This is a genomic window from Kitasatospora sp. Ki12 (genome assembly GCF_054601375.1).
In genome coordinates this window covers 12,631-31,126 of record NZ_BAAIHT010000008.1, presented here as the reverse complement: position 1 = coordinate 31,126, position 18,496 = coordinate 12,631, and the positions used below count along the sequence as shown (strand labels likewise).

Annotated in this window: 16 protein-coding genes and 3 pseudogenes; 8 read left to right on the top strand and 11 right to left on the bottom strand. The window is 76.1% G+C overall.

The genetic code is table 11. The features are described 5' to 3' along the window. Positions 1 to 317, bottom strand: a pseudogene (locus ACYP53_RS43715) (hypothetical protein); the annotation flags it as partial. 56 nt (positions 318 to 373) lie between these two features. After that, positions 374 to 1,222 (bottom strand): class I SAM-dependent methyltransferase, encoded by an 849-nt coding sequence (locus ACYP53_RS43710; RefSeq protein WP_459651543.1) that lies wholly within the window; start codon positions 1,220 to 1,222, stop codon positions 374 to 376. Between the two features lie 1,983 nt (positions 1,223 to 3,205). On the opposite strand from ACYP53_RS43710, the gene ACYP53_RS43705 reads away from it, so the two are divergent. From ACYP53_RS43705 to ACYP53_RS43695, 3 genes are read left to right on the top strand one after another with little or no spacing between them, the layout of a single operon-like run. Next, positions 3,206 to 3,466 carry a hypothetical protein gene (locus ACYP53_RS43705; RefSeq protein ID WP_189920732.1) on the top strand — a complete coding sequence of 87 codons (261 nt, stop codon included), beginning with the start codon at positions 3,206 to 3,208 and terminating at the stop codon, positions 3,464 to 3,466. Positions 3,467 to 3,497: 31 nt separating this feature from the next. Further along, a complete protein-coding gene (locus ACYP53_RS43700) occupies positions 3,498 to 4,481 on the top strand; it encodes a 3-oxoacyl-ACP synthase III family protein (protein WP_459651539.1) in 984 nt (327 codons plus the stop codon). After that, the gene (locus tag ACYP53_RS43695) at positions 4,478 to 5,233 is read left to right on the top strand and encodes an SDR family NAD(P)-dependent oxidoreductase (protein WP_189920736.1); all 756 of its coding nucleotides are present in this window, start codon (positions 4,478 to 4,480) and stop codon (positions 5,231 to 5,233) included. The genes ACYP53_RS43700 and ACYP53_RS43695 overlap by 4 nt, the downstream gene beginning before the upstream one ends. 816 nt (positions 5,234 to 6,049) lie before the next feature. On the opposite strand, the gene ACYP53_RS43690 is transcribed toward ACYP53_RS43695, so the two are convergent. Continuing rightward, positions 6,050 to 7,297, bottom strand: coding sequence for an alpha/beta hydrolase family protein (locus tag ACYP53_RS43690; RefSeq protein ID WP_459651538.1), 1,248 nt, complete (start codon positions 7,295 to 7,297; stop codon positions 6,050 to 6,052). Between the two features lie 264 nt (positions 7,298 to 7,561). Here ACYP53_RS43690 and ACYP53_RS43685 point away from each other — a divergent pair, with 264 nt between their 5' ends. The 3 genes from ACYP53_RS43685 (at position 7,562) to ACYP53_RS43675 (ending at position 10,083) form a co-directional block, all read left to right on the top strand. Next, entirely contained in the window at positions 7,562 to 8,482 is a 921-nt protein-coding gene (locus tag ACYP53_RS43685; protein ID WP_459651537.1) for a TetR-like C-terminal domain-containing protein, read from the top strand. 138 nt (positions 8,483 to 8,620) lie between these two features. Then, positions 8,621 to 9,253 (top strand): hypothetical protein, encoded by a 633-nt coding sequence (locus tag ACYP53_RS43680; RefSeq protein ID WP_459651542.1) that lies wholly within the window; start codon positions 8,621 to 8,623, stop codon positions 9,251 to 9,253. Positions 9,254 to 9,729: 476 nt separating this feature from the next. Then, positions 9,730 to 10,083, top strand: coding sequence for a hypothetical protein (locus ACYP53_RS43675; protein ID WP_459651536.1), 354 nt, complete (start codon positions 9,730 to 9,732; stop codon positions 10,081 to 10,083). Between the two features lie 17 nt (positions 10,084 to 10,100). Here ACYP53_RS43675 and ACYP53_RS43670 read toward each other — a convergent pair whose 3' ends face one another. The 6 genes and pseudogenes from ACYP53_RS43670 to ACYP53_RS43645 all read right to left on the bottom strand — a co-directional run. Then, complete coding sequence (locus ACYP53_RS43670) at positions 10,101 to 10,925, bottom strand: hypothetical protein (RefSeq protein ID WP_459651535.1); 825 nt, start codon at positions 10,923 to 10,925, stop codon at positions 10,101 to 10,103. 315 nt (positions 10,926 to 11,240) lie between these two features. Next, entirely contained in the window at positions 11,241 to 11,741 is a 501-nt protein-coding gene (gene tpx, locus ACYP53_RS43665) for a thiol peroxidase (RefSeq protein WP_189925276.1), read from the bottom strand. Between the two features lie 49 nt (positions 11,742 to 11,790). After that, a complete protein-coding gene (locus ACYP53_RS43660; RefSeq protein WP_459651534.1) occupies positions 11,791 to 12,189 on the bottom strand; it encodes a hypothetical protein in 399 nt (132 codons plus the stop codon). Positions 12,190 to 12,355: 166 nt separating this feature from the next. Further along, complete coding sequence (locus ACYP53_RS43655) at positions 12,356 to 12,748, bottom strand: hypothetical protein (protein WP_459651533.1); 393 nt, start codon at positions 12,746 to 12,748, stop codon at positions 12,356 to 12,358. Between the two features lie 645 nt (positions 12,749 to 13,393). Continuing rightward, positions 13,394 to 13,903: a GNAT family N-acetyltransferase gene (locus ACYP53_RS43650; protein WP_459651532.1), complete on the bottom strand. Its 510-nt coding sequence runs from the start codon at positions 13,901 to 13,903 to the stop codon at positions 13,394 to 13,396. A 904-nt stretch (positions 13,904 to 14,807) separates the two neighbouring features. Beyond that, positions 14,808 to 15,721: pseudogene (locus tag ACYP53_RS43645) on the bottom strand (oxidoreductase); the annotation flags it as partial. Positions 15,722 to 15,817: 96 nt separating this feature from the next. Between ACYP53_RS43645 and ACYP53_RS43640 the strand changes: the two are divergent. After that, positions 15,818 to 16,479, top strand: a pseudogene (locus tag ACYP53_RS43640) (TetR family transcriptional regulator). Positions 16,480 to 16,635: 156 nt separating this feature from the next. On the opposite strand, the gene ACYP53_RS43635 reads toward ACYP53_RS43640, so the two are convergent. Together ACYP53_RS43635 and ACYP53_RS43630 are read right to left on the bottom strand one after the other, a co-directional pair. After that, the gene (locus tag ACYP53_RS43635; RefSeq protein ID WP_459651531.1) at positions 16,636 to 16,770 is read right to left on the bottom strand and encodes a hypothetical protein; all 135 of its coding nucleotides are present in this window, start codon (positions 16,768 to 16,770) and stop codon (positions 16,636 to 16,638) included. 41 nt (positions 16,771 to 16,811) lie between these two features. Next, entirely contained in the window at positions 16,812 to 17,513 is a 702-nt protein-coding gene (locus ACYP53_RS43630) for an RNA polymerase sigma factor (RefSeq protein ID WP_459651530.1), read from the bottom strand. Positions 17,514 to 17,713: 200 nt separating this feature from the next. On the opposite strand from ACYP53_RS43630, the gene ACYP53_RS43625 reads away from it, so the two are divergent. Further along, positions 17,714 to 18,454 (top strand): MBL fold metallo-hydrolase, encoded by a 741-nt coding sequence (locus ACYP53_RS43625; protein WP_459651529.1) that lies wholly within the window; start codon positions 17,714 to 17,716, stop codon positions 18,452 to 18,454. The last annotated feature ends 42 nt before the right edge of the window (positions 18,455 to 18,496 follow it).

The window sequence follows — 18,496 nt, the reverse complement described above, 5'->3', positions numbered from 1 at the left end:
GGGCGCGGCGGCGGGGGTGCCCGCGGGGGTGCCGGCGCCGGGGGTGGCCGGGGCGCGGGTGGGGCGGCGGGCGCGGCGCTGCCCGCGGTGCCCGCGGTGCTGGTGCTCGTGCTCGCGGTGGTGGTGCCCGCGGTGGTGGTGGTGCCCGCGGTGGTGGTGCTCGTGCTGGCGGTGGCGTTGCCCGCGGCGGTGGTGCTCGTGCTGGCGTGCTGGCGGTGCTGGTGTCCGTGGTGCTGGTGGTGGTGGGGGTGGCCCCCGCCGCCGGGGCGGGGGTGGTGCCGGTGTGTGGGTGCGGTCGGGGCGGGGGTGGTGGTCATGGCGTCGGTGTCCTCTTCTGCGGTGGCTGAGGTGTCCTTCGTGTCCGGGGCGGGGGTCAGGCGCGGCGGGTGAGGGTGACGCGGAAGTTGTTGAAGATGTGGTCTTCGAGGGTGTAGGCGAAGATGTCGAGGTAGCGCTCGAAGCGGGCGACGGTGGTCTCGTCGGTCATGGCGACGGCTTCGTCGCGGCGGGCGGCCAGGAGCTTGAGCCAGGCGCGGCAGGCGCGGGCGAAGGACTCGGGTTCGTTGCGGATCTCGGTGACCTCGAAGAGGCCGTCGAGGCCGGCGGCGAGTTCGGGCAGGCGCGGGATGTGGCAGCCTTCGAACTCCTCGCGCTGGAGGAACTTGAGGTCGTCCAGGAGCTGGCGGCGCAGCGGGGGGTTCTCGACGGTCATGGTGTGCAGGACGAAGCGGGCGCCGGGCTTGAGGAGGGAGTGGATCTGCTTGAAGAAGACGCGGTAGCGCTGGGTGCGCTCCTTGGGGGTGAGGGAGGACAGGACGAAGTGTTCGAGGGCGTTGATGCAGAACGCGGCGTCGTAGGCCTCTTCGCCGTCGGCGAGGCGGTGGTCTTCCCAGCTTTCGACGCGGGCCTGGATGGCGGGGTTGTTCAGGGCGTCGACGAAGTCGGCCTGGGTGCGGGAGAGGGTGACGCCGACGGCGCGCTTGACGCCGTGGACGGTGGTGAGGCGGTTGAGCATGGTGCCCCAGCCGCAGCCGACGTCCAGGACCTTGGCGGTGTGGGCGGCGCGGGCGAGGTCGGTGAAGGCGTCGAGCTTGCGTTCCTGGGCTTCGTCGAGGACGGCGACGAGGTCCTCGCCGTCCTCCCAGTAGCCGCCGGAGTACATCATGGTGGGGCCCAGGATGAGGCGGTAGAGCTCGTTGGGGACCTCGTAGTGGTGGCGGATGGCCTCGACGTCGGGTTGATGGAGCGGGCTTCGACGGTGGTCATGGGATGGGGCCCCTCGGGTGGTGGTGACGGGAATGGACGGTTACGGATAGCGGCCCGGCCCGGTGCGGTGCGGCCTGGTGCGGCCGGGGCCTGGCGTGGGCCGGTCCGTCCGCGGGAGGCGGGCGGGCCGGTGCGGCGGGCGCCGTGGCGGCCCGCGTGCCGGCTGGCCGGCCCGGGGCGGTGGTGTTCTGTCGCCCGGACCGGTACTGCCGCATTGCTGCCGCATTGGTGCGTCGCCCAACAGGCGTGCGGGCTGCGGCGGTTGGTGTCCGGACGCAGGGTCTGGACGTTACGGTCCGGGCCGTGTCGCCCGGACCGGTGCTGCCGCGTGGTGCGCTGCCCGACGGGCGTGCGGGCTGCGGCGGTTGGTGTCCGGACGCAGGGTCTGGACGTTACGGTCCGGGCCGTGCTGCCGGGTGGTGGTGCGCTGCCCGACGGTTGTGCGGGTTAGGGCGGTTGGTGTCCGGACGCAGGGTCTGGACGTTACGGTCCGGGCCGTGCTGCCGGGTGGTGGTGCGCTGCCCGACGGGCGTGCGGGCTGCGGCGGTTGGTGTCCGGACGCAGGGTCTGGACGTTACGGTCCGGGCCGTGCTGCCGGTGGTGGTGCGCTGCCCGACGGTTGTGCGGGTTAGGGCGGTTGGTGTCCGGACGCAGGGTCTGGACGTTACGGTCCGGGCCGTGCTGCCGGGTGGTGGTGCGCCGCCCCAACGGGCGTGCGGGCTGAGGCGGTTGGTGTCCGGACGCAGGGTCTGGACGTTACGGTCCGGGCCGTGCTGCCGGGCGGTGGTGCGCCGCCCCAACGGGCGTGCGGGCTGAGGCGGTTGGTGTCCGGACGCAGGGTCTGGACGTTACGGTCCGGGCCGTGCTGCCGGGCGGTGGTGCGCTGCCCGACGGGCGTGCGGGCTGAGGCGGTTGGTGTCCGGACGCAGGGTCTGGACGTTACGGTCCGGGCCGTGCTGCCGGGCGGTGGTGCGCTGCCCGACGGTCGTGCGGGATAAGGCTGTTGGTGCCCGGTCGTGCTGTCCGGGCGGGTGGTGCCGTGGCGCGCGGGCCGTTCGGACGGTGCCGGCCGTACGGTCCAGGTCGTGCTGTCCGGGCGGTGGTGCCGTGGTGCCCGGACGGGTGGTGCCGTGTGGTGCGCCGCGGGTGGTGCGTCGCCCGACGGTGTGCGGGCTGCGGTGGTTGGTGCGGGTGGTGCCGGGTGGTGCCGGGTGGTGCTTGGGCCTGGTGGCCTTCGCGCACGGCGGTCCGGGTGCTGGGTGGTGCTTGGGCCTGGTGGCCTTCGCGCACGGCGGTCCGGGTGCCGGGTGGTGCTTGGGCCTGGCGGCCGTCGGACATGGGTGCCGGGTGGCGGGCCGGCGGGCCGGCCTGGGTGGTGCGGTGTGCCGGTGTGCGTGCGGGTGCGGTGTGTTGTGGGTCAGGTAAGCGTGTGTCTCGCAAGCGGTGCGCAAGGGGGTCGGGGGGTGGGGGTTGCGGGGCGTTTGCGCGGGCGCGGGTTTCATGCGGTCTCGACAGGACACGCGGTCTGCGGGCCGGGCCGCTTCCCTTGCGGGGGTGGCGGGTGTCTGTCCGGGCCTGTGCCGCTCCTGCCCGTGCGGGGGGTGGTTTCGGGTTCCGTCGCCGGCTTGGTGCCGGTGTTCTCGGGACTGTCCGTCGCCTGCCGTCCGCTCGTCCGCTTCTCCGGTTCTCCGGTTCTCCGGTTCTCCGTTGTCCGCTCGTCCGCTCGTCCGCTCGTCCGTTGTTCGTGGTCCTCGTGGGTGCCTGTGCCGGGCATGCCGGTGTGTCGAGGGGGCCGTGGGGCGGGCGCGGTGCGGGGCGGGTGCGGGGCGGGTGGGTGGGGGGTGGGTGCGGTGGTTCCCCTTCCGTTGTTCGACGCCATATCTGACAGCCGCCCGGTTTCCCCGTCCTGGGGGCGGGCGAGGAGAGGAAACGATCACCCATGTCTCAGATCCCCACCATCGAGGACCTGGCGCAGCAGTTGCAGGCGGTGTCCGGTGCGCGTGAGATCGACGCGGACGCGGCGTTGCAGCACATCGCGGATGTGGACTCGCTGGACCTGATGGAGTGGCTGTACGGGTTCCAGAACCAGTACCCGCACATTCCGGCCGACGAGTCGCTGTTCGCGGACATCGACGACACGACGACGCTGCGGGTGGTGCACGAGCGGATCCTGGCGCTCGTCCCGGCCGAGGCGAACTGAGCCCCGGGGGCGGGGAGAGAGGGGTCGGGTGATGAGTGGTTTCGACGTCGCCGGCTGGGGGATGTGGGTCCCGGAGACGGTGGTGACCAGTGCGGACCTCGCGCAGCGGTTCGGGGTGGACGAGCACTGGATCGTCTCGCGGTGCGGGATCCGTGAGCGTCGCGCGGTGGGTGCGGGGCAGACCACGGCGTCGATGGCGGTGGAGGCGGGGCGCCGTGCTCTGGAGCGGGCGGGGCTGACGGGTGCGGACATCGCGCATCTGATCGTGGCCACGGCGACTCCGGAGCAGCCCTCGCCGGCGACGTCGGCGTTCGTCCATGACGAGCTGGGTATCGCGGGCAGCGCGCACGACGTGAACTCCGAGTGTGCGGGGTTCGTGTACGCGCTGGTGACGGCGGCGGGTCTGATGCGCATGGACCCGCGGCCGATCCTGGTGATCGGCTCGGACACCCACACCCAGACCGCGAACCCCGCCGACCGGGACCTGTCGATCCTGGTGGGGGACGGGGCGGGGGCGGTGGTCCTCACCCCGGGCCCGGTGGAGCGGATCCGGGCGTGGAACCTGGGCGCGGACGGCAGCTGCAAGAACAGCCTGAAGGTCCTGGCGGGGGGCTCAAGGATGCCCACCACCGCGGAGACCGTCGCCCAGGGCCTGCACTACGCGCAGATCAACGGCAACGAGATCTACCTCAACGCCGTGCGGTACACGGTGCGTACGATCCGCGAGACGCTGGAGCAGGCGAAGGTCACGGCGGCCGACGTGGACCACGTGGTGCCGCACCAGGCGAACATCCGCATCATCAACTCGGTGCTCTCCCACACCGGGATCGGCCCGGAGAAGCTGGTGACGAACCTGGAGCGCTACGGCAACACCGCCTCGGGGTCGATCCCGATCGCTTTGGCGGAGGCGCTGGACGCGGGGCGGATCAAGGACGGGGACACGGTGCTGCTGGCCGGGTTCGGCGCCGGCATGACGTGGGGCTCGATCCTTTTGACGTGGGGAGGGGCGCGATGAGCGGCAAGGACGCCTTCGGCACGCGACCGGATTCCCCGGTGGCGCTGGTCACCGGTGCCTCCGGGGGGCTGGGTGGTGAGCTGGCCGTGGCCCTGGACGCGGCGGGCTGCCGGGTCGCGGTCCACTACAACAGCTCCCGCGAGGGGGCGGAGAAGACCGCGGCGCGGCTGGCGAACCCGCACGTGCTGGTCACCGGCGACGTGTCCGACTACGGCGCGGTCACCGCGATGTACGAGGAGATCCGGGCGGAGCTTGGGCCGGTGGACGTGCTGGTCAACAACGGCGCGATCCGCAAGGACTCGCTGATGGCGATGCAGGACCCGGCGCAGTGGCGGCAGGTGATCGACACCAACCTGGTCGGCTCCTTCCACACGGCGCGCGCGTGCGTGCCGGCGATGCTGCGCTCGCGGTGGGGGCGGATCGTCAACATCGTCTCGCCGTCGGCGCTGATCGCCACCGCCGGGCAGACCGCCTACTCGGCGTCCAAGGCCGGGCTGATCGGACTGACCCGCACCCTGGCGGCGGAGTGCGGACGGCGCGGGGTGACCGTCAACGCCCTGTCGCCCGGCTTCATGATCACCGGTATGACGGACACCCTGCCCGAGCACGTCGTCGCCGGGATGCGCGACAAGGTGCCGGTGCCGCGGTTCGTCACCCCGAGCGAGGTGGCGCGCTCGATCACCCTGTTCCTCGACCAGGACTGCATGACCGGCCAGGTCATCAGCATCGACTCCGGGGCCTCCATCACCTGACCGGCCCCCTCACCGTCCCCCCTGACCACCCCTCACCGTCCCCTGGCCACCCCGGGCCCGGCCCGCCACCCCGGGCCGGGCCCGGGGCGGCCTCCCGCCACCCTCACCGCCCCGCCCCCCGGTTCCCGCCCGCCTGACGGGACCACCCCGCGCCCCCGTCCCCGGCCCCCTGCCCGGGGACGGGGGCGCACCCCGTTCCAGGGCCGCGCACCGGCCGTCCGCGACGCCCCGGACGGCGGGACCGGGGCCGGCTCCCGGGACACCCGGCGCCGCGCACCCGCGGTGCCCGGGGCCGGGGGGGGGAGTGCGGCTTCCCGCGGGCCCGGGTCTGGGGGCGGCTTCCCGCGGGCCGGTGCTTGGTGCTTCGGGGCGCAGGCCGCCCGGGACACCCGGCGCCGCGCTCCCGCGGTGCCCGGGGCCGGGGGGAGTGCGGCTTCCCGCGGGGCCCGGGTCTGGGGGTGCGGGTCTGGGGGCGGCTTCCCGCGGGTCCGGTGCTTCGGTGCTTCGGGGTCCGGGTTGCCCGGGAGATCCGGCGCCGTGCTCCCGCGGGATCCGGGTCTGCGGGGTCCGGGTGTCCGGGGGCGCGGTACAGGGGAGGTCCGGTGCCCGGGTGCCGTGGTGCTCGCGGGCCCGGTGGGGCGGACGGCGGTGCCCGGAACGGGCGCCGGGGCGGCACCGGGGCGGGTGCGGGGCGGTGCGGGGAGGGGCGGGCGCCGTGCCCTCATCCGGCGTCGTGCCTTCGCGCGGCGTCGTGTCCTCGCGCGCCGGCGGGTGAGGGCAGGGCCTGCGGCGGGGCGGACGGCGGGGCCCGGTGTGTCAGGGCCGGTGTGCCAGGCGCGGCGCCGGTGCGGGCGCGGGCGCGGGTGCGGGGGTCAGGGTGCTGTCCAGCCAGTCGAAGACGCTCTGGTGGAAGCGGGCCATGGCGCCCATGTGGCAGTGTTCGCCCGCGCCTTCGGCCTCGGTCAGGGTGATCAGGGTGTGCGGGCAGGTCAGCGCGGCCTGGACCTGCTGGGGCTGGCCGCGGAAGAACTGGTCGTTCTCGGCGTCCAGGACGAGGGTGGGGCACGTGATGAGGTGGGCGAGGCCTTCGAGGGTGTAGTCGGCGGTGCGGCGCAGGTAGTCCGCGACCGAGGAGGCGCCGAACGTCCACACCCCGTTGCGCAGGGCCCAGCGCAGCTGGGTGCTCTCCCGCATGAGCAGGCGCATGACGGGCTCGACGAGGTCGTCGCGTCCGTCCTCGGTCCACGTGCGCAGGAACGCGGGCAGGAACCGGTCGTGGGCCTGGCCGTAGCTGTAGAGGCCGTCGTCCAGGACCAGGGCGGCCAGGCGGTGTTCGCGGGCGGCGGCGCGGGCGGCCAGGTAGCCGCCGAGGCTGTAGCCGAACAGGACCAGGGCGTCGGCGGCGACCTCGCGGCGGGTCAGCGCCCAGTCGAGGACCGGGGTCACCACCGCCTCCCAGTCCGGACGGAAGACCAGGTGCTGCTCGCGCAGCGCCGCGCCCTGGCCCGGCCCGTCGTAGGCGAGCACGTTGTAGCCGCGGCGCAGCGCGGCCGCGGCGACGGCGAAGTAGGACTCCTCCAGGGTGGAGTCGAAGCCGCTGGTGAAGACGACGGTGGGGCGCGGGGCGCCGGAGTCGTCGGCGAGGAAGAGGTAGCCGGGCAGGGTGGTGTCCTGGTAGGGGATGCGCACGGCCTCCACCGGGGTGTCCATCAGGGCGGTGGCGGCGGCGAAGGTCTCCCGGGAGAGGCGGGACAGCTCCCGGGCCTCGGGGTCGTTCGCGGGGTCGTCACGGCGGTAGAACTCGGCGGTGCGGTAGTAGTTCGACGCGCGCAGCAGGGCCTCGCGGGCGCTGACCCGGTGCCCGGCCGCCAGGGCGTCCTCGGCGACGGCGTGCGCGCGCCGCGCGGTGGCCTTCCACTCCCGCAGCCAGGCCTGCTCGTCGCCCTCGCCGATCCTGGCGGCGCAGGCCACCACCTCGCCCAGGTCGGCGCCGCCGTCGCCGGCGAACCCGGCCGCCCGCAGCGTCTCGAAGGAGAACGACTCGTCCTCGAAGAGGAACCGCATGGTGCACTCCCAACCCGTAGGCGAGACGGAACCGTTCCGTCTCGCCTATGACGCTAGTCCCCTCCCAGTCGAGACGCAAGCGTTCCGCCAGGTGTAGGTTCGGGCCATGCCCGCCACCCCCGCGCCCCGGCCCGCCCCCACCACCGGCACACCCCCGAAGCCCCTGCCACTCCTGCGGCCCCCGCCACCTCCGAGGCCCCCGAGGCTCCCGCGGCCCCCGCCACCTCCGCCGCCCCCGAGGCCCCTGGGGCTCCCGTGGCTGCCGTGCGCCGCACCCCGGGCGGGCCGGTCCTCCAGGACTCCGTCACCGAGGCCATCGCCGCCGCCTTCTTCGAGGAACTCGCCGCCGTCGGCTACGCCCGCCTCTCCCTGGAAACGGTCGCCCGACGCGCCGGCGCCGGCAAAGCCGCCATCTACCGCCGCTGGCCCTCCAAACTCGACATGACCCTCGCCCTGGTCCGCGCCGTGGCCGTGGACGCCACCGAGATCAAGGACACCGGCACCCTGCGCGGCGACGTCCTCGCCTTCCTCACCGCCACCGCCGACGCGCTGCGCCACCGGCTCCCGTCCAGGATCGTCCCGGACCTGATCGCCGAGAGCGGCCGCAACCCCGAGCTGGCGCGGGTGCTGCTGGGCGCCGTGCGCGACACCCGCCGCGGCAAGGCCGCCCAGCTGCTGGAACGGGCCGTCGAGCGCGGCGAGCTGCCCGCCGGCGTGGACCACGAGATCGCCCTCGACCTCCTCGCCGGCCCGCTGTACTGGCGCCTGGCCGTCGTCCACACCGCCACCGCCCCGACTACCTCGAACGCCTCACCGACAAGCTCCTCGCCGCCTTCGCGGCCTGACCCGACGCCCGGCGGCGCCGGCCGCGGACGCGGCCGCGGCCACCGCGGCCGGGGACGGGTCGTCAGGACGCCCGGGCCCGCGGCAGGCGCCCGGGGCCTGGGGGCGCGGCGCCGCGGCGGGCACGTGGGTACGCGGGCACCCGTGCGCGACGAGGCCCGCCGCCCGGCGGCGCCGGCCGCCGGGGCCGGGGACGGGCCGTCAGGACGCCCGGGCCCGCCGGGCACGGGAGGCGGGGCAGCGCCTCGCGGCTGCGGTGTCACGGCACCGAGGGAGCCCCGGGCGCCGCGGGAGCCCCGGCTGTTCAGGACGGTGGTTCTCGGCCCCGGGAGGACGGGGTGAGTTCCAGGCCTCGCCGTCACGCGAGAGCCCGAAGGTGTCCGGCCCTCCTCCCGGTCAGGTGTCGCAAGAGGCCGGATGCCCGGCGTCATCCAGAGGCGGTACGGGCAAGGGTGCGGAACACTGCGCCGGGTGATCGTGATGCAGCCCGTCCTGGAGATCAACACCCCCGAGGACTTCGACCTCTGGCCTATCGCCGGGGTCGAGCCGTTCGCCTTCCTGCCCCTGAACGGCGCACTCTCACCCGCCGAGGTCGGGACGGCGGTGATGCGCATCACCGCCTGCAACGACATCGACCCCGACGGGGACCGGCCGCCACGGCCGGCCGACCCGCTCCAGTCCTTCCTGCACGGACTGCTGACCTTCGACCACCTCTACGCGGCCGGCGGCCTCCGCGTCACCGACCACGCGACGGGGGTCGCCTTCCTGCCCGGCTGCTGCGACGGGCTGGAGGACTGGCGCGACTGGCACGTGTTCGCCGACGGCGGCGGCCTGCTCGGGTTCGGCCACGAGCCCGTGTCACCGGTCGCCGAACGTTTCGGCGACACCGTCCGGCTCACCGTCAACGCCGAGCACAGCGGCAGCCCGGTGATCGAGCTGCCCGTGACCGAGCTGCGCCACCTGCTCGCCGGCGCCGAGCGCGACCTGACCTACTTCCTCGCGCTGGCCACCGCCTGGGCCCGCCGGCGGATACCCGAGCACGCCGGTCCGGTCACCGCCGCCCTCGCCCGCGTCCTCGACCTGCCCGCACCGGCCGCGGCGCCGAAGCCGTAGGCCGCCCGACGGCGTCGGCCAGGGGCGGGGCCACGTCGGCCCGGTCCGTCTCGACACCGCCCCGCACCCTCACCCGCACGACCCGGAAACGGGCCGGGCGAAACCGTTTCGGTGGGGCCAGAAACTCGCCGGCGCGGACACCCGGGCGCCACCGGGGGGCCAGGGGCCGGCGGGAGTGCGGGCCCGGCCCGCTGCCTCGCAGGGCCGGTCCCACCGGGGCGCCCGCGTCCCGCAGCACCGCAATCCCGCAGTTCCGTGCTCCCGCTGCGCCCGGGGCGCGGTGGGGCGGGGCCGTCGGGCCCTGTCCTGCGGACTGTGGCGGATCAGGGCGCGGTGCCGGGCGCCCGGCCGGGCCCACCGTCGCGACGGCGCCGCGATCGGCGCGCCGCGCCGGCGCCGGGGACTGCGAGCACCGCGGCGGCGACGCCGTCCCGTTCGGCCGCCGCCGGTGACCGGCGCCGGTGTCGCCTTCGCCGGTGTCACGTCCCCGGGTGGTGCCGGAGCGTGCGGGCCTCGCCGCCCTTGCCCGTGTCCTCGGCCTGCCCGCAGCGGCCGCGCGGACGGACGGACGGACGGACGGACGGACGGACGGCCGGGCCGGGCCGGCCGGCTTCGCCGCCGCACCGCCCCCCGGTCTTGACGCCGTCGTCCACGGCATGGGCACCGACTGGCCGTCCGGCCCGGTCGAAGGCCGCGTCGACGGCCTGAAGGCGCTCGGGCGCGGCATGTCCGGCGGGGCGGGGCCACCGCTGCCGCGCGAGCGGCTCCTGGTGACTGACCGCGGCCGGCCGGCGGCCACGGTGACCGGGTGTCGGCTCGCGGACCGGTAGCGCCGCCACGCTGCGGATCAGCGGCGGGCCGGCCGGCGGCGCTCGATGCGGTCGAGGTCGCCGGCGAGCAGGTCGAGGTGGCTGATGGTGAAGTCTGCGTTGGGCATGGCTTCTCCGCCGCCGTAGTACTGGCCCATGACGGTGGTGGGGAGGAAGGAGCGCAGGCTGTGGCGCATGCCCTCGGGGTAGTCGACGCTCTCGCCCCAGCCGCGGGGGGCCTCGTCGCTGGACAGCAGGACCCAGTGGTCCACGGGCACGAGGGCGTCGAGATCCGGTGCCGCTCCGGTGTGGCTGTCCAGCGCCGGCACGGTCAGCTGGTCGGGGTCGAGGGGCGGGTACCACAGCAGCAGGGGTTGGGCCCGTTGCGCGTCGGCGTTGTCGAAGCAGCAGACGGCGACGGTGTGGTCGGGGAAGTGGTCGGCGTAGAAGCGCAGGAGGTCCGGGTCGAGGGACGGGCGCCGGTGGGCCGGCACCTGCCGCAGGGCGGCGGGGATCGCGGTGGGGTCGTCGGCCAGGAGCACCGTGTAGACGTCGTGCTCGAAGACCTGGACGGCCTGGGGCTGCGCGCTCATCCACGCGGTCTCGTCAACCGCGACGGCGATGGGGCGAACGGCGTCGACCATGCGCTCCAGGACGTCGGCGCCGCGTCCGGCGGAGAGGAAGTGCCCGGGGGTGAGCCGCTCGGTGGGCAGGTGCAGCAGCAGCGCGTTCGGGCCGCTCGCGAGGTTGACGGCGGTGTTCTGGTAGCCCAGGACATGGATGAGGCCGTGCACGGGGTGGTGCTGCCGACCGCAGTACACGATCGTGCCGGAGAACGCGGCCTCACTGGTCGAGATGCACATGGTGGCAAGGTAGCGCCCCCGTTCGTGCGGGAACCGGGAGGGTCCGCGTGAGTCCCGGTCGCAGACACGCACGGACCGTGACGGCTTGCTGATCGCCCTCACGGACTCCGTGCCTGGACCCGTATGACCCGACGAAACCATCGCCGGGCTGCTCGCGGGGCGGGGGCCGGGTCCTGGTGGCGGGGGTGCGGGGCCGGGATGCGGGCGGCGGCCCGGCCGCCGGTGCCGCGTGCCTGCCGGGAGGGGCGGGGTGCGGGCCGGGGCGGGGCCGCCGTCGGGGTGCGCGCGGTGCGGCGCGCGGGTGCGCGGGGTGGGTCAGGCGAGGACGGCGAGCGCGGCGTCGTAGTTCGGCTCGTCGGCGATCTCGGCGACGAGTTCGGTGTGCAGGACGGTGTCGTTCTCGTCCAGGACGACCACGGCGCGGGCGGTCAGGCCGGCCAGCGGGCCGGAGTTGATGGCGACGCCGTAGCTGTCGTGGAAGTCGCGGCCGCGCAGGGTGGAGAGGGTCTTGACGTTGTCCAGGCCCTCGGCGCCGCAGAAGCGGGCCTGCGCGAACGGCAGGTCGGCGGAGATGCACAGCACGACGGTGTTCTCCAGCGCGCCGGCCTGGGCGTTGAAGGTGCGCACCGACGTGGCGCAGGTGGGGGTGTCGATGCTGGGGAAGATGTTGAGGACCTTGCGGGTGCCCGCGTAGTCCTTGAGGGAGGCGTCCGCGAGGCCGGCGCCGACCAGCGTGAACGCGGGGGCCTGGCTGCCGGCGGCGGGCAGCGCGCCGCCGATCTCGACCGGGTTCCCCTTCAGCGTGACCTGAGCCATGAAAGCCTCCTAGCAGCGGTGTGTGTACGGGTGTGCAACGCCGCTGATCCTACTGCCCGCCGGTGGCGCGTCCCTCGGCCGGCCACGGGCTGGACACCGGCCGCACGCCGGCCGCGTGCCGCCCGGCGGGGCGGGGTGTCAGGCGGACCGGATGGGGCGTGGCGGGTGGCCGGGATGTCGGGGGTGCCGTTGGGCAGGGCGGGTTCGGGGCGGGTTCGGGGGCGGGGGTGCCGAAGGGGTCACGGGTCGCGGATGACGGGGACGGGGGTGGCCTGTTGCCGGCGGCGCCGAACAGGAGCGCGGCGTTGGTGGTGAGGTGGCGCTCGCGGGTGGCGGTGGCGCGGCCCGGGGAGTAGACGTCGAGGCCGGTGGCCCGCTGTCCGGTGGAGCGCTGTCCGGTGGAGCCGGGCCGGCCGTCGCGGTGGCGCAGCCGGGGGACGGCGGACATAGCTTCGTAGAGGAGGGCGTCGAGGGCCTGGACGGCCTGCCGGGGGCGGGGATGGTCTGTGCTGGTCGGCGGTGGTTCTGGCGGGTGACGTGGTCGTGGTGGCCGGCGGCGATCCGGCCGATGTTGTTGACGGACCCTCCGGTGGGGGAGTGCGGGTCGGGGGTGTTCATGTCGCCGGAGCGGGAGTCGAAGGGCAGGGGTTTGGCGTCGGCGACGGCGAAGCGGCTGGCGCCGGATTCCCCGCCGGTGGGGTCCTGGTCGAACCAGGTCTCGTCGCCGGGGCCGGAGGTCTGGTGGAGGGGGTCGCCGAGGAGGGGGCCCGGGTGAGGCCGGTGGCGACGCGGCTCTTGGCGGGCAGGTGGCTGACGGGGGCGTTCTCGGCGTCGCCGGCCCAGACGTGTGCGGGGCCGATGTGCGGGTCGCAGGCTTTGCCGGGGCCGGGGCCGGTGCCGCCGTTCATCCGGGCGCCCGGGCCGGCGGTGGTGGAGCCGTAGCTGTGGGCGAGGGCGAGGGCGAGGGCGACGAGGTGGGCGGGTGGTCCGTCGTGGGTGGCGCGCACCGGGTGGGAACGCCGGTCGGGCCGCTCGGCGACGCCCCGTGCCCGGCGGGAGGTCCTGCGCCGGGAGACCGCCAGGGGGCGTGCGGCCCGCCCCGCAGGTACGGGTCCCCGGTGTCCGGCCCGCGCGCCCGACGGGGTGCGGCGTGCGGGCGGGTTTGCCGACGGCGTCGCCTCCCGCATCGAGGCCTGCCCGGGTACGGTCCGTCGCCGCGGCGGCGCCGCGGGCCCTACCACGGGCGGGATGTGACGGCGCGACCTGCTGCCGGTGTCGGGCAGCCGGGCCGCGGTCCTGTGTCCCGGGAACGGCGGGCTGGCGCCGCCATGGGCCGGCGCTTCCCCGGCCGGGCCCGGAGCGAAGTCCAAGGGAAGTCGCCGTGTCCGGCCCGGTCCGTGTCCCGTCCGGGCCGCGACTGGTGACCGGTCCGGGCCCGGCGGGGCCGCTGCCCGGGTGCCCGCCGGTGGGGATCCTCCGGCCGAGGGTGGTCGCCCGGGCGGTGTGTCACCGGCCCGCAACGGCTGTCGCTGGCACTGCAGGCAGGTCTGTTCGTTCGCCGGACGCGGACCTGCGCCTCGCCCGGGGCCGGTGCGGGCGGTGCCCGGCGCCGGCCCCGGGCCGGGGTGGCGGCGGGTCAGGGTGGCGGCGGGTCAGGGTGTGGTGGTGCCGTGGTCCAGACGGTCTCGTAGTACGCGAGGCGTTCGTCCTGGCCGGCCGGGCGCATGCCGCAGGCCGCCATGACGTGGCGGGAGGCGGTTGTTGGCGAGGTCGGTGTCGCCGCGTACCCGGGTGGCGCCGAGCTCGCGGGCCAGGGAGAGCAGGGCGCGCAGGGCCTCCGAGGCGTAGCCGTGGCCGCGCGCGGCGGGCACCAGGCCGTACCCGACGCTCACGCCGCCCTGCGGATCGGCCGGGCCGTGGAAGCCCGCCCCGCCGATCGCGTGCCCGTCGCCGCGCCGGCGGATCTCGTACGCGCCGAACGGGCCCGTCCCGCCGTCCTGCCCGCACACCTCCAGGAAGCGGCGGGCACCGGCCACGTCGGCTCCTGACGGGTAGCCGGCCTCCCACCGGTCGCCCGCCTGCGGGGCGTTCGCCGCGATGCGCCGGGCCAGCGCGGGGTCGAGCGGGCACAGGATGAGGCGTTCCGTCACAAGATCGTCCATACGGCTGTCGTAGCAGCCCCGGCCCGGGGCCCGCACCCGGTTTTCCCGCCGGGGCCGGCGCCGTGGGCCTTCGGTGCGTGACGGACGGATTCTGCGGGGTCCGTGCCGACTGGAAGATCGGCTACGGACCGGCGGACCACCGTCCTGGCCATGGTCCAGACCGGCCGGACGACGGCCCGGACCGGTCGGGGTTCGTCGAAGGCGGCGTCGAAGGTGGCATCGCGAACAGGACACCGGCCCGGCACCGGAAGTCGGCCCGTCCGACTTCTCGTGCCCGGACCCGAGCCGGTCCTGGGTCGGCGCGGCGCCGGAGGTCGGCCCGTCCGGCTTCTCGTGCGGCTCTGGCCGGTTCGGCCGGGCACGGGCCGGGATCCGCGTGGGTCTGGGGTCGGCGCGGAGCTGGAAGTCGGCGGGTCCGACTTCTCGTGCCGTTCCCGCCGGTGCGGCCCGGCCCGTGCCGGAGTTCGGTCCGGGTCCGGGTCCGGGTCCGGGTCCGGCGCGGCGCCGGAGGTCGGCCTGTCCGGCTTCTCGTGCGGCTCTGGCCGGTTCGGCCGGGTCCGGGCCGGGATCCGCGTGGGTCTGGGGTCGGCGCGGAGCTGGAAGTCGGCGGGTCCGACTTCTCGTGCCGTTCCCGCCGGTGCGGCCCGGCCCGTGCCGGAGTTCGGTCCGGGTCCGGGTCCGGGTCCGGCGCGGCGCCGGAGGTCGGCCTGTCCGGCTTCTCGTGCGGCTCTGGCCGGTTCGGCCGGGTCCGGGCCGGGATCCGCGTGGGTCTGGGGTCGGCGCGGAGCTGGAAGTCGGCGGGTCCGGCTTCTCGTGCCCGTTCCCGCCGGTGTGGGGGTGTCAGGGCTGGCGGGGCGGGCCGGGGCCGGGCGGGTGTCGGGGTCTTCGTGGGGTGGGGGAGGGTGAAGCGCACGCCGGTCAGGTCTTCCGACAGGTCCCACAGGCGCCGGGCGGTGGCCGGGTCGGTGGCGCGCGGGGCGAGGGGGACGCGGGTGGGGGCGCCGCGCAGTTCGCCGGGGCCGCCGGGGCCGTACAGCGCTCCGCCCAGGGCCTGCGGGTCGGTGGCCGCGTACAGCTGGGGCAGCGCGCCGCGTTCGGGGCTCTGGGCCAGGGGGCGTAGGAGGCGGCCGAACAGCAGCCGCACCGCGGGGACGGGGGTGGCGTGCTGCAGGCCGGTGGCGGCGTAGCCGGGTGGGCCAGGACGCTGCGCACGGGGCTGGCGGCCAGGGTCAGGCGGCGGTGGAGTTCGTGGCCGAAGAGGGCGCCGGCGAGTTTGGACTGGTTGTAGCGGTCCATCGGGGAGTAGGAGCGGGCGCCGGCGGGGTCGTCGAAGTGGATGCGGGCGCGGCGGTGGTTGGCGGAGGTGACGGTGACCACCCGGGGGTCGTCGCCGTCGGCGAGGAGGTCCAGGAGGAGGGCGGTGAGGGCGAAGTGGCCGAGGTGGTTGGCGGCGAGCTGGAGTTCGTGGCCGTGCGGGGTGAGGGTGCGCGGGGGCGCGAGGACGCCGGCGTTGTTGACCAGGACGTCGGGGCGCGGGCCGTGCTCGCGCAGGCGGGCGGCGAACGCGCGCACGGAGGCGCCGTCGGCCAGGTCCAGGGGGCGTACGGCCGGTGGCGGGGCATCGGGGTGGCGGGCGCTCAGGAGGTCGGCGGCGTGGCGTCCCCGGGTCTCGTCGCGCACGGCCAGGACGAGGCGGGCGCCTTTGGCGGCGAGGGCGTGGGCGGTGGCGAGGCCGAGTCCGCCGGTGGCCCCGGTGACGACGAACACCCGGCCCTTCTGGTCCGGGATGCGGTCGGTGGTCCAGTCGCTGCGGGTCATGTGACTGCGAGTCATGTGGCTCACGCTGCCCTCGATGTCACCAAGTGTCAAGACTGGCGTGTCGTGACATGAATGGCGCGGGGCTAGGATGGCCCGGTGACCACCCCCGCCGCCACCCTGGCCCAGCGCAAGCGCCAGCTCGTCGCCGACGAGCTGACCCGGGCCGCCCTGGAACTCCTGGCGGACGGGGGCTTCGAGGCCGTCACCGTCGACGAGATCGCGGCGGCCGCGGGCGTGTCCAAGCGGACCTTCTTCCGCTACTTCGCCTCCAAGGAGGACGTCGTCGTCCGGTTCCTGGCCGGACTGGGCGCCGCCATGCGCGAGGAACTGGCCGCCCGCCCCGCGGCCGAACCGCCCTCGGTGGCCCTGCGGCACGCCGTCTGGTGCTCGGTCGCCGCCTGCGCCGGCCACGAGGAACGCGCCCGCCGCGTCGTGCGGCTGATCCTGACCACCCCCGCCCTGCTCGCCCGCTTCCTGGAACGCCAGGCGCAGTGGCGCGACGCGCTCGCCGCCGAACTCGCCGCCCGCCTCGGCCTGGACCCGCGGCCGAGCTCTACCCGCAGCTGGCCGCGGACATGGCCCTGGCGGCCTTCCACGCGGTGCTGCAGCGCTGGAGCGGCGCCGACGGCGACGGGGACCGCGGCGACGGGGGCGGGGGCGGCGGGGTGGTGGACGCCGCCGCTCTGACCGACCGGTCCTTCGCCGTCATCGCGCCGGCCCTGGACGCCGTCGTACGCACCGGCGCCCCGGGCTCCTGACTCCGCGCACCACTGACTCCGTACGCCCCTGACCCGCCCGCGCTCCGGCCCGCGCGGAAGCGAACGGTGGCGCCCCGCGGCGGCCCTGGGGGTGGGCCCGGGGCCGGCGCGGGGCGGGTGGTGCCGGCCGTCACCGGCTACGTCCCGGCGCGGTGCTCAGTCGAGGACCGTGACGTCGGTGCGCCTCGGCAGCGGGCTGTTCCAGCCGATGCCGATCTCGAACGTCACCACACCGTCACGCCGAACCCGGCCGCGCCGCGCGCCGGGTGACGGGGCGGCGAGGGCACGCACGCGCCGGGGCCGGTCCTCGCCGCCCGCGGCGCCGTCCCCGTTCACCGCGCCCGCCCGCCCGCCGCGACCGGCACCCCCGCCCCGGTCCCGGCCGGTGCCCCGGCCTCGGCCTCGGCCTCGGCGGTGCTCAGGCTGTGCCTCAGGGCGGCGCGGGCGCGGTGCAGCCGGGGCTTCATCGCGGCCTGCCCGATGCCCAGTTCCTCGGCGACCGCCCGTCCGCTGCGGCCCCGCACGTCGCGCAGGACCAGCACACAGCGCTGGTCGGGCGGCAGCGCCGCGAGCGCCTCGGCGATCCGCCGCGCCTCCAGACGCCGCAGCACCTCCTCCTCCGCCGACGCCAGACCCGCCGCCCCGCCCGCACCCCCGCCCGCCGCCCCGCCCGCACCCCCGCCCGCCGCCCCGCCCGCACCCCCGTCCCCATCGCCCGTGGCGCCGCCGTCCCCGGGCCCCGCCGGGTGCGGGCGCAGCACCGAACGGGCGCCGCGCAGGCACTCGTTGCGCACGATGCGAAACAGCCACGAGCCCAGCGCCGTGGAAGCCCGCAGCATGCCCACCGGCCGGTACAGCACGGTCAGCGCCTCCTGCGCCGCGTCCCCGGCGTCCTCCCGGCTCGCGCACAACGAGTGGGCGAAGCGCCGCACATGCGGGTGCGAGGCCGTGACCAGCCCGGTCGGCGCCCGCGCGTCACCGCGCTGCGCCGCGGCGACCACGTCCGCACCGGGCCACCCGCCGTCCTCGGCCACGCCCGCCGCCCCGCGGGCGCCGAGGCACGGACACGCGGGCGCACACCAGCACCGCGCCCAGGGCCACACCGACACCGACCACCACGACGACCTCCCACCACAACGTCCCACCACCGGGCCCGCGCGGGGCCCGCCCATAGGAGGCGGCCCGGCCCAGAAAGGATTCACCCCCCTTCCCCCCTCCGTGAGAGCATCACCCGGTGCGCCGACTGACAGTGCTCGGAACCAGTGCCGCCTACCCCGAAGCGGGCCGCGCCGCCAGCGGCTTCCTCCTCGAACACGACGGCTACCGCCTCGCCCTCGACCTCGGCTACGCCACCTTCCCCCGCCTGCTCCACCACACCGGCGCCCTCGGCCTGGACGCCGTCGTCATCACCCACGCCCACCCCGACCACTGCGCCGACCTCAGCGCCCTGTGCCGGGCCCGCTACTTCGCCGCCCCGCGCCCGCCGCGCCTGCCCCTGTACTGCCCGCCGGGCGTCGTCGAACGCGTCCAGGCGATGGAACCCAGCGAAGACCTCCACGACGTCTTCGACGTCCACCCCCTGCCCGCCGCCCCCGCCACCCACCGCCTGGGCCCGCTGCGCCTGGACACCGCCGGCCTGCCCCACCACGTGCCCCACGCGGGGGTGCGGCTCAGCGCCCCGGGCCTGGCCCTCGCCTACAGCGGCGACGCGGGCCCCGGCCCGGCCCTGGCCGAACTCGCCGACCGCGCCGACCTGTTCATCGCCGGCGCCACCGTGTGCGGCACCGCCCCCCGGGACCCGCACCTGCTCAGCGCCGCCCAGGCCGGCCACTGGGCCCGCCGCGCCGGCGCCGCCCGCCTGCTGCTCACCCACTTCTGGCCCGGCACCGACCGCGCCCTGGCGCTGGCCGAGGCCCGCCGCGCCTACGGGGGCGAGGTCCTGGCCGCCGAGGAGGACCTGCGGCTGGACCTGTGACCGGCCCCGGCCTCCGGTCTGCTGCCCGGAGGGCGGGGGCGG

Excerpts from the sequence above, each read along its gene's own strand:
- ACYP53_RS43705 (WP_189920732.1), top strand. The coding sequence starts at position 3,206 with ATGTCTCAGATCCCCACCATCGAGGACCTGGCGCAGCAGTTGCAGGCG.
- ACYP53_RS43700 (WP_459651539.1), top strand. The coding sequence starts at position 3,498 with ATGAGTGGTTTCGACGTCGCCGGCTGGGGGATGTGGGTCCCGGAGACG.
- ACYP53_RS43695 (WP_189920736.1), top strand. The coding sequence starts at position 4,478 with ATGAGCGGCAAGGACGCCTTCGGCACGCGACCGGATTCCCCGGTGGCG.
- ACYP53_RS43690 (WP_459651538.1), bottom strand. The coding sequence starts at position 7,297 with ATGCGGTTCCTCTTCGAGGACGAGTCGTTCTCCTTCGAGACGCTGCGG.
- ACYP53_RS43680 (WP_459651542.1), top strand. The coding sequence starts at position 8,621 with ATGCAGCCCGTCCTGGAGATCAACACCCCCGAGGACTTCGACCTCTGG.
- ACYP53_RS43670 (WP_459651535.1), bottom strand. The coding sequence starts at position 10,925 with ATGTGCATCTCGACCAGTGAGGCCGCGTTCTCCGGCACGATCGTGTAC.
- tpx (WP_189925276.1), bottom strand. The coding sequence starts at position 11,741 with ATGGCTCAGGTCACGCTGAAGGGGAACCCGGTCGAGATCGGCGGCGCG.
- ACYP53_RS43660 (WP_459651534.1), bottom strand. The coding sequence starts at position 12,189 with ATGTCCGCCGTCCCCCGGCTGCGCCACCGCGACGGCCGGCCCGGCTCC.
- ACYP53_RS43650 (WP_459651532.1), bottom strand. The coding sequence starts at position 13,903 with ATGGACGATCTTGTGACGGAACGCCTCATCCTGTGCCCGCTCGACCCC.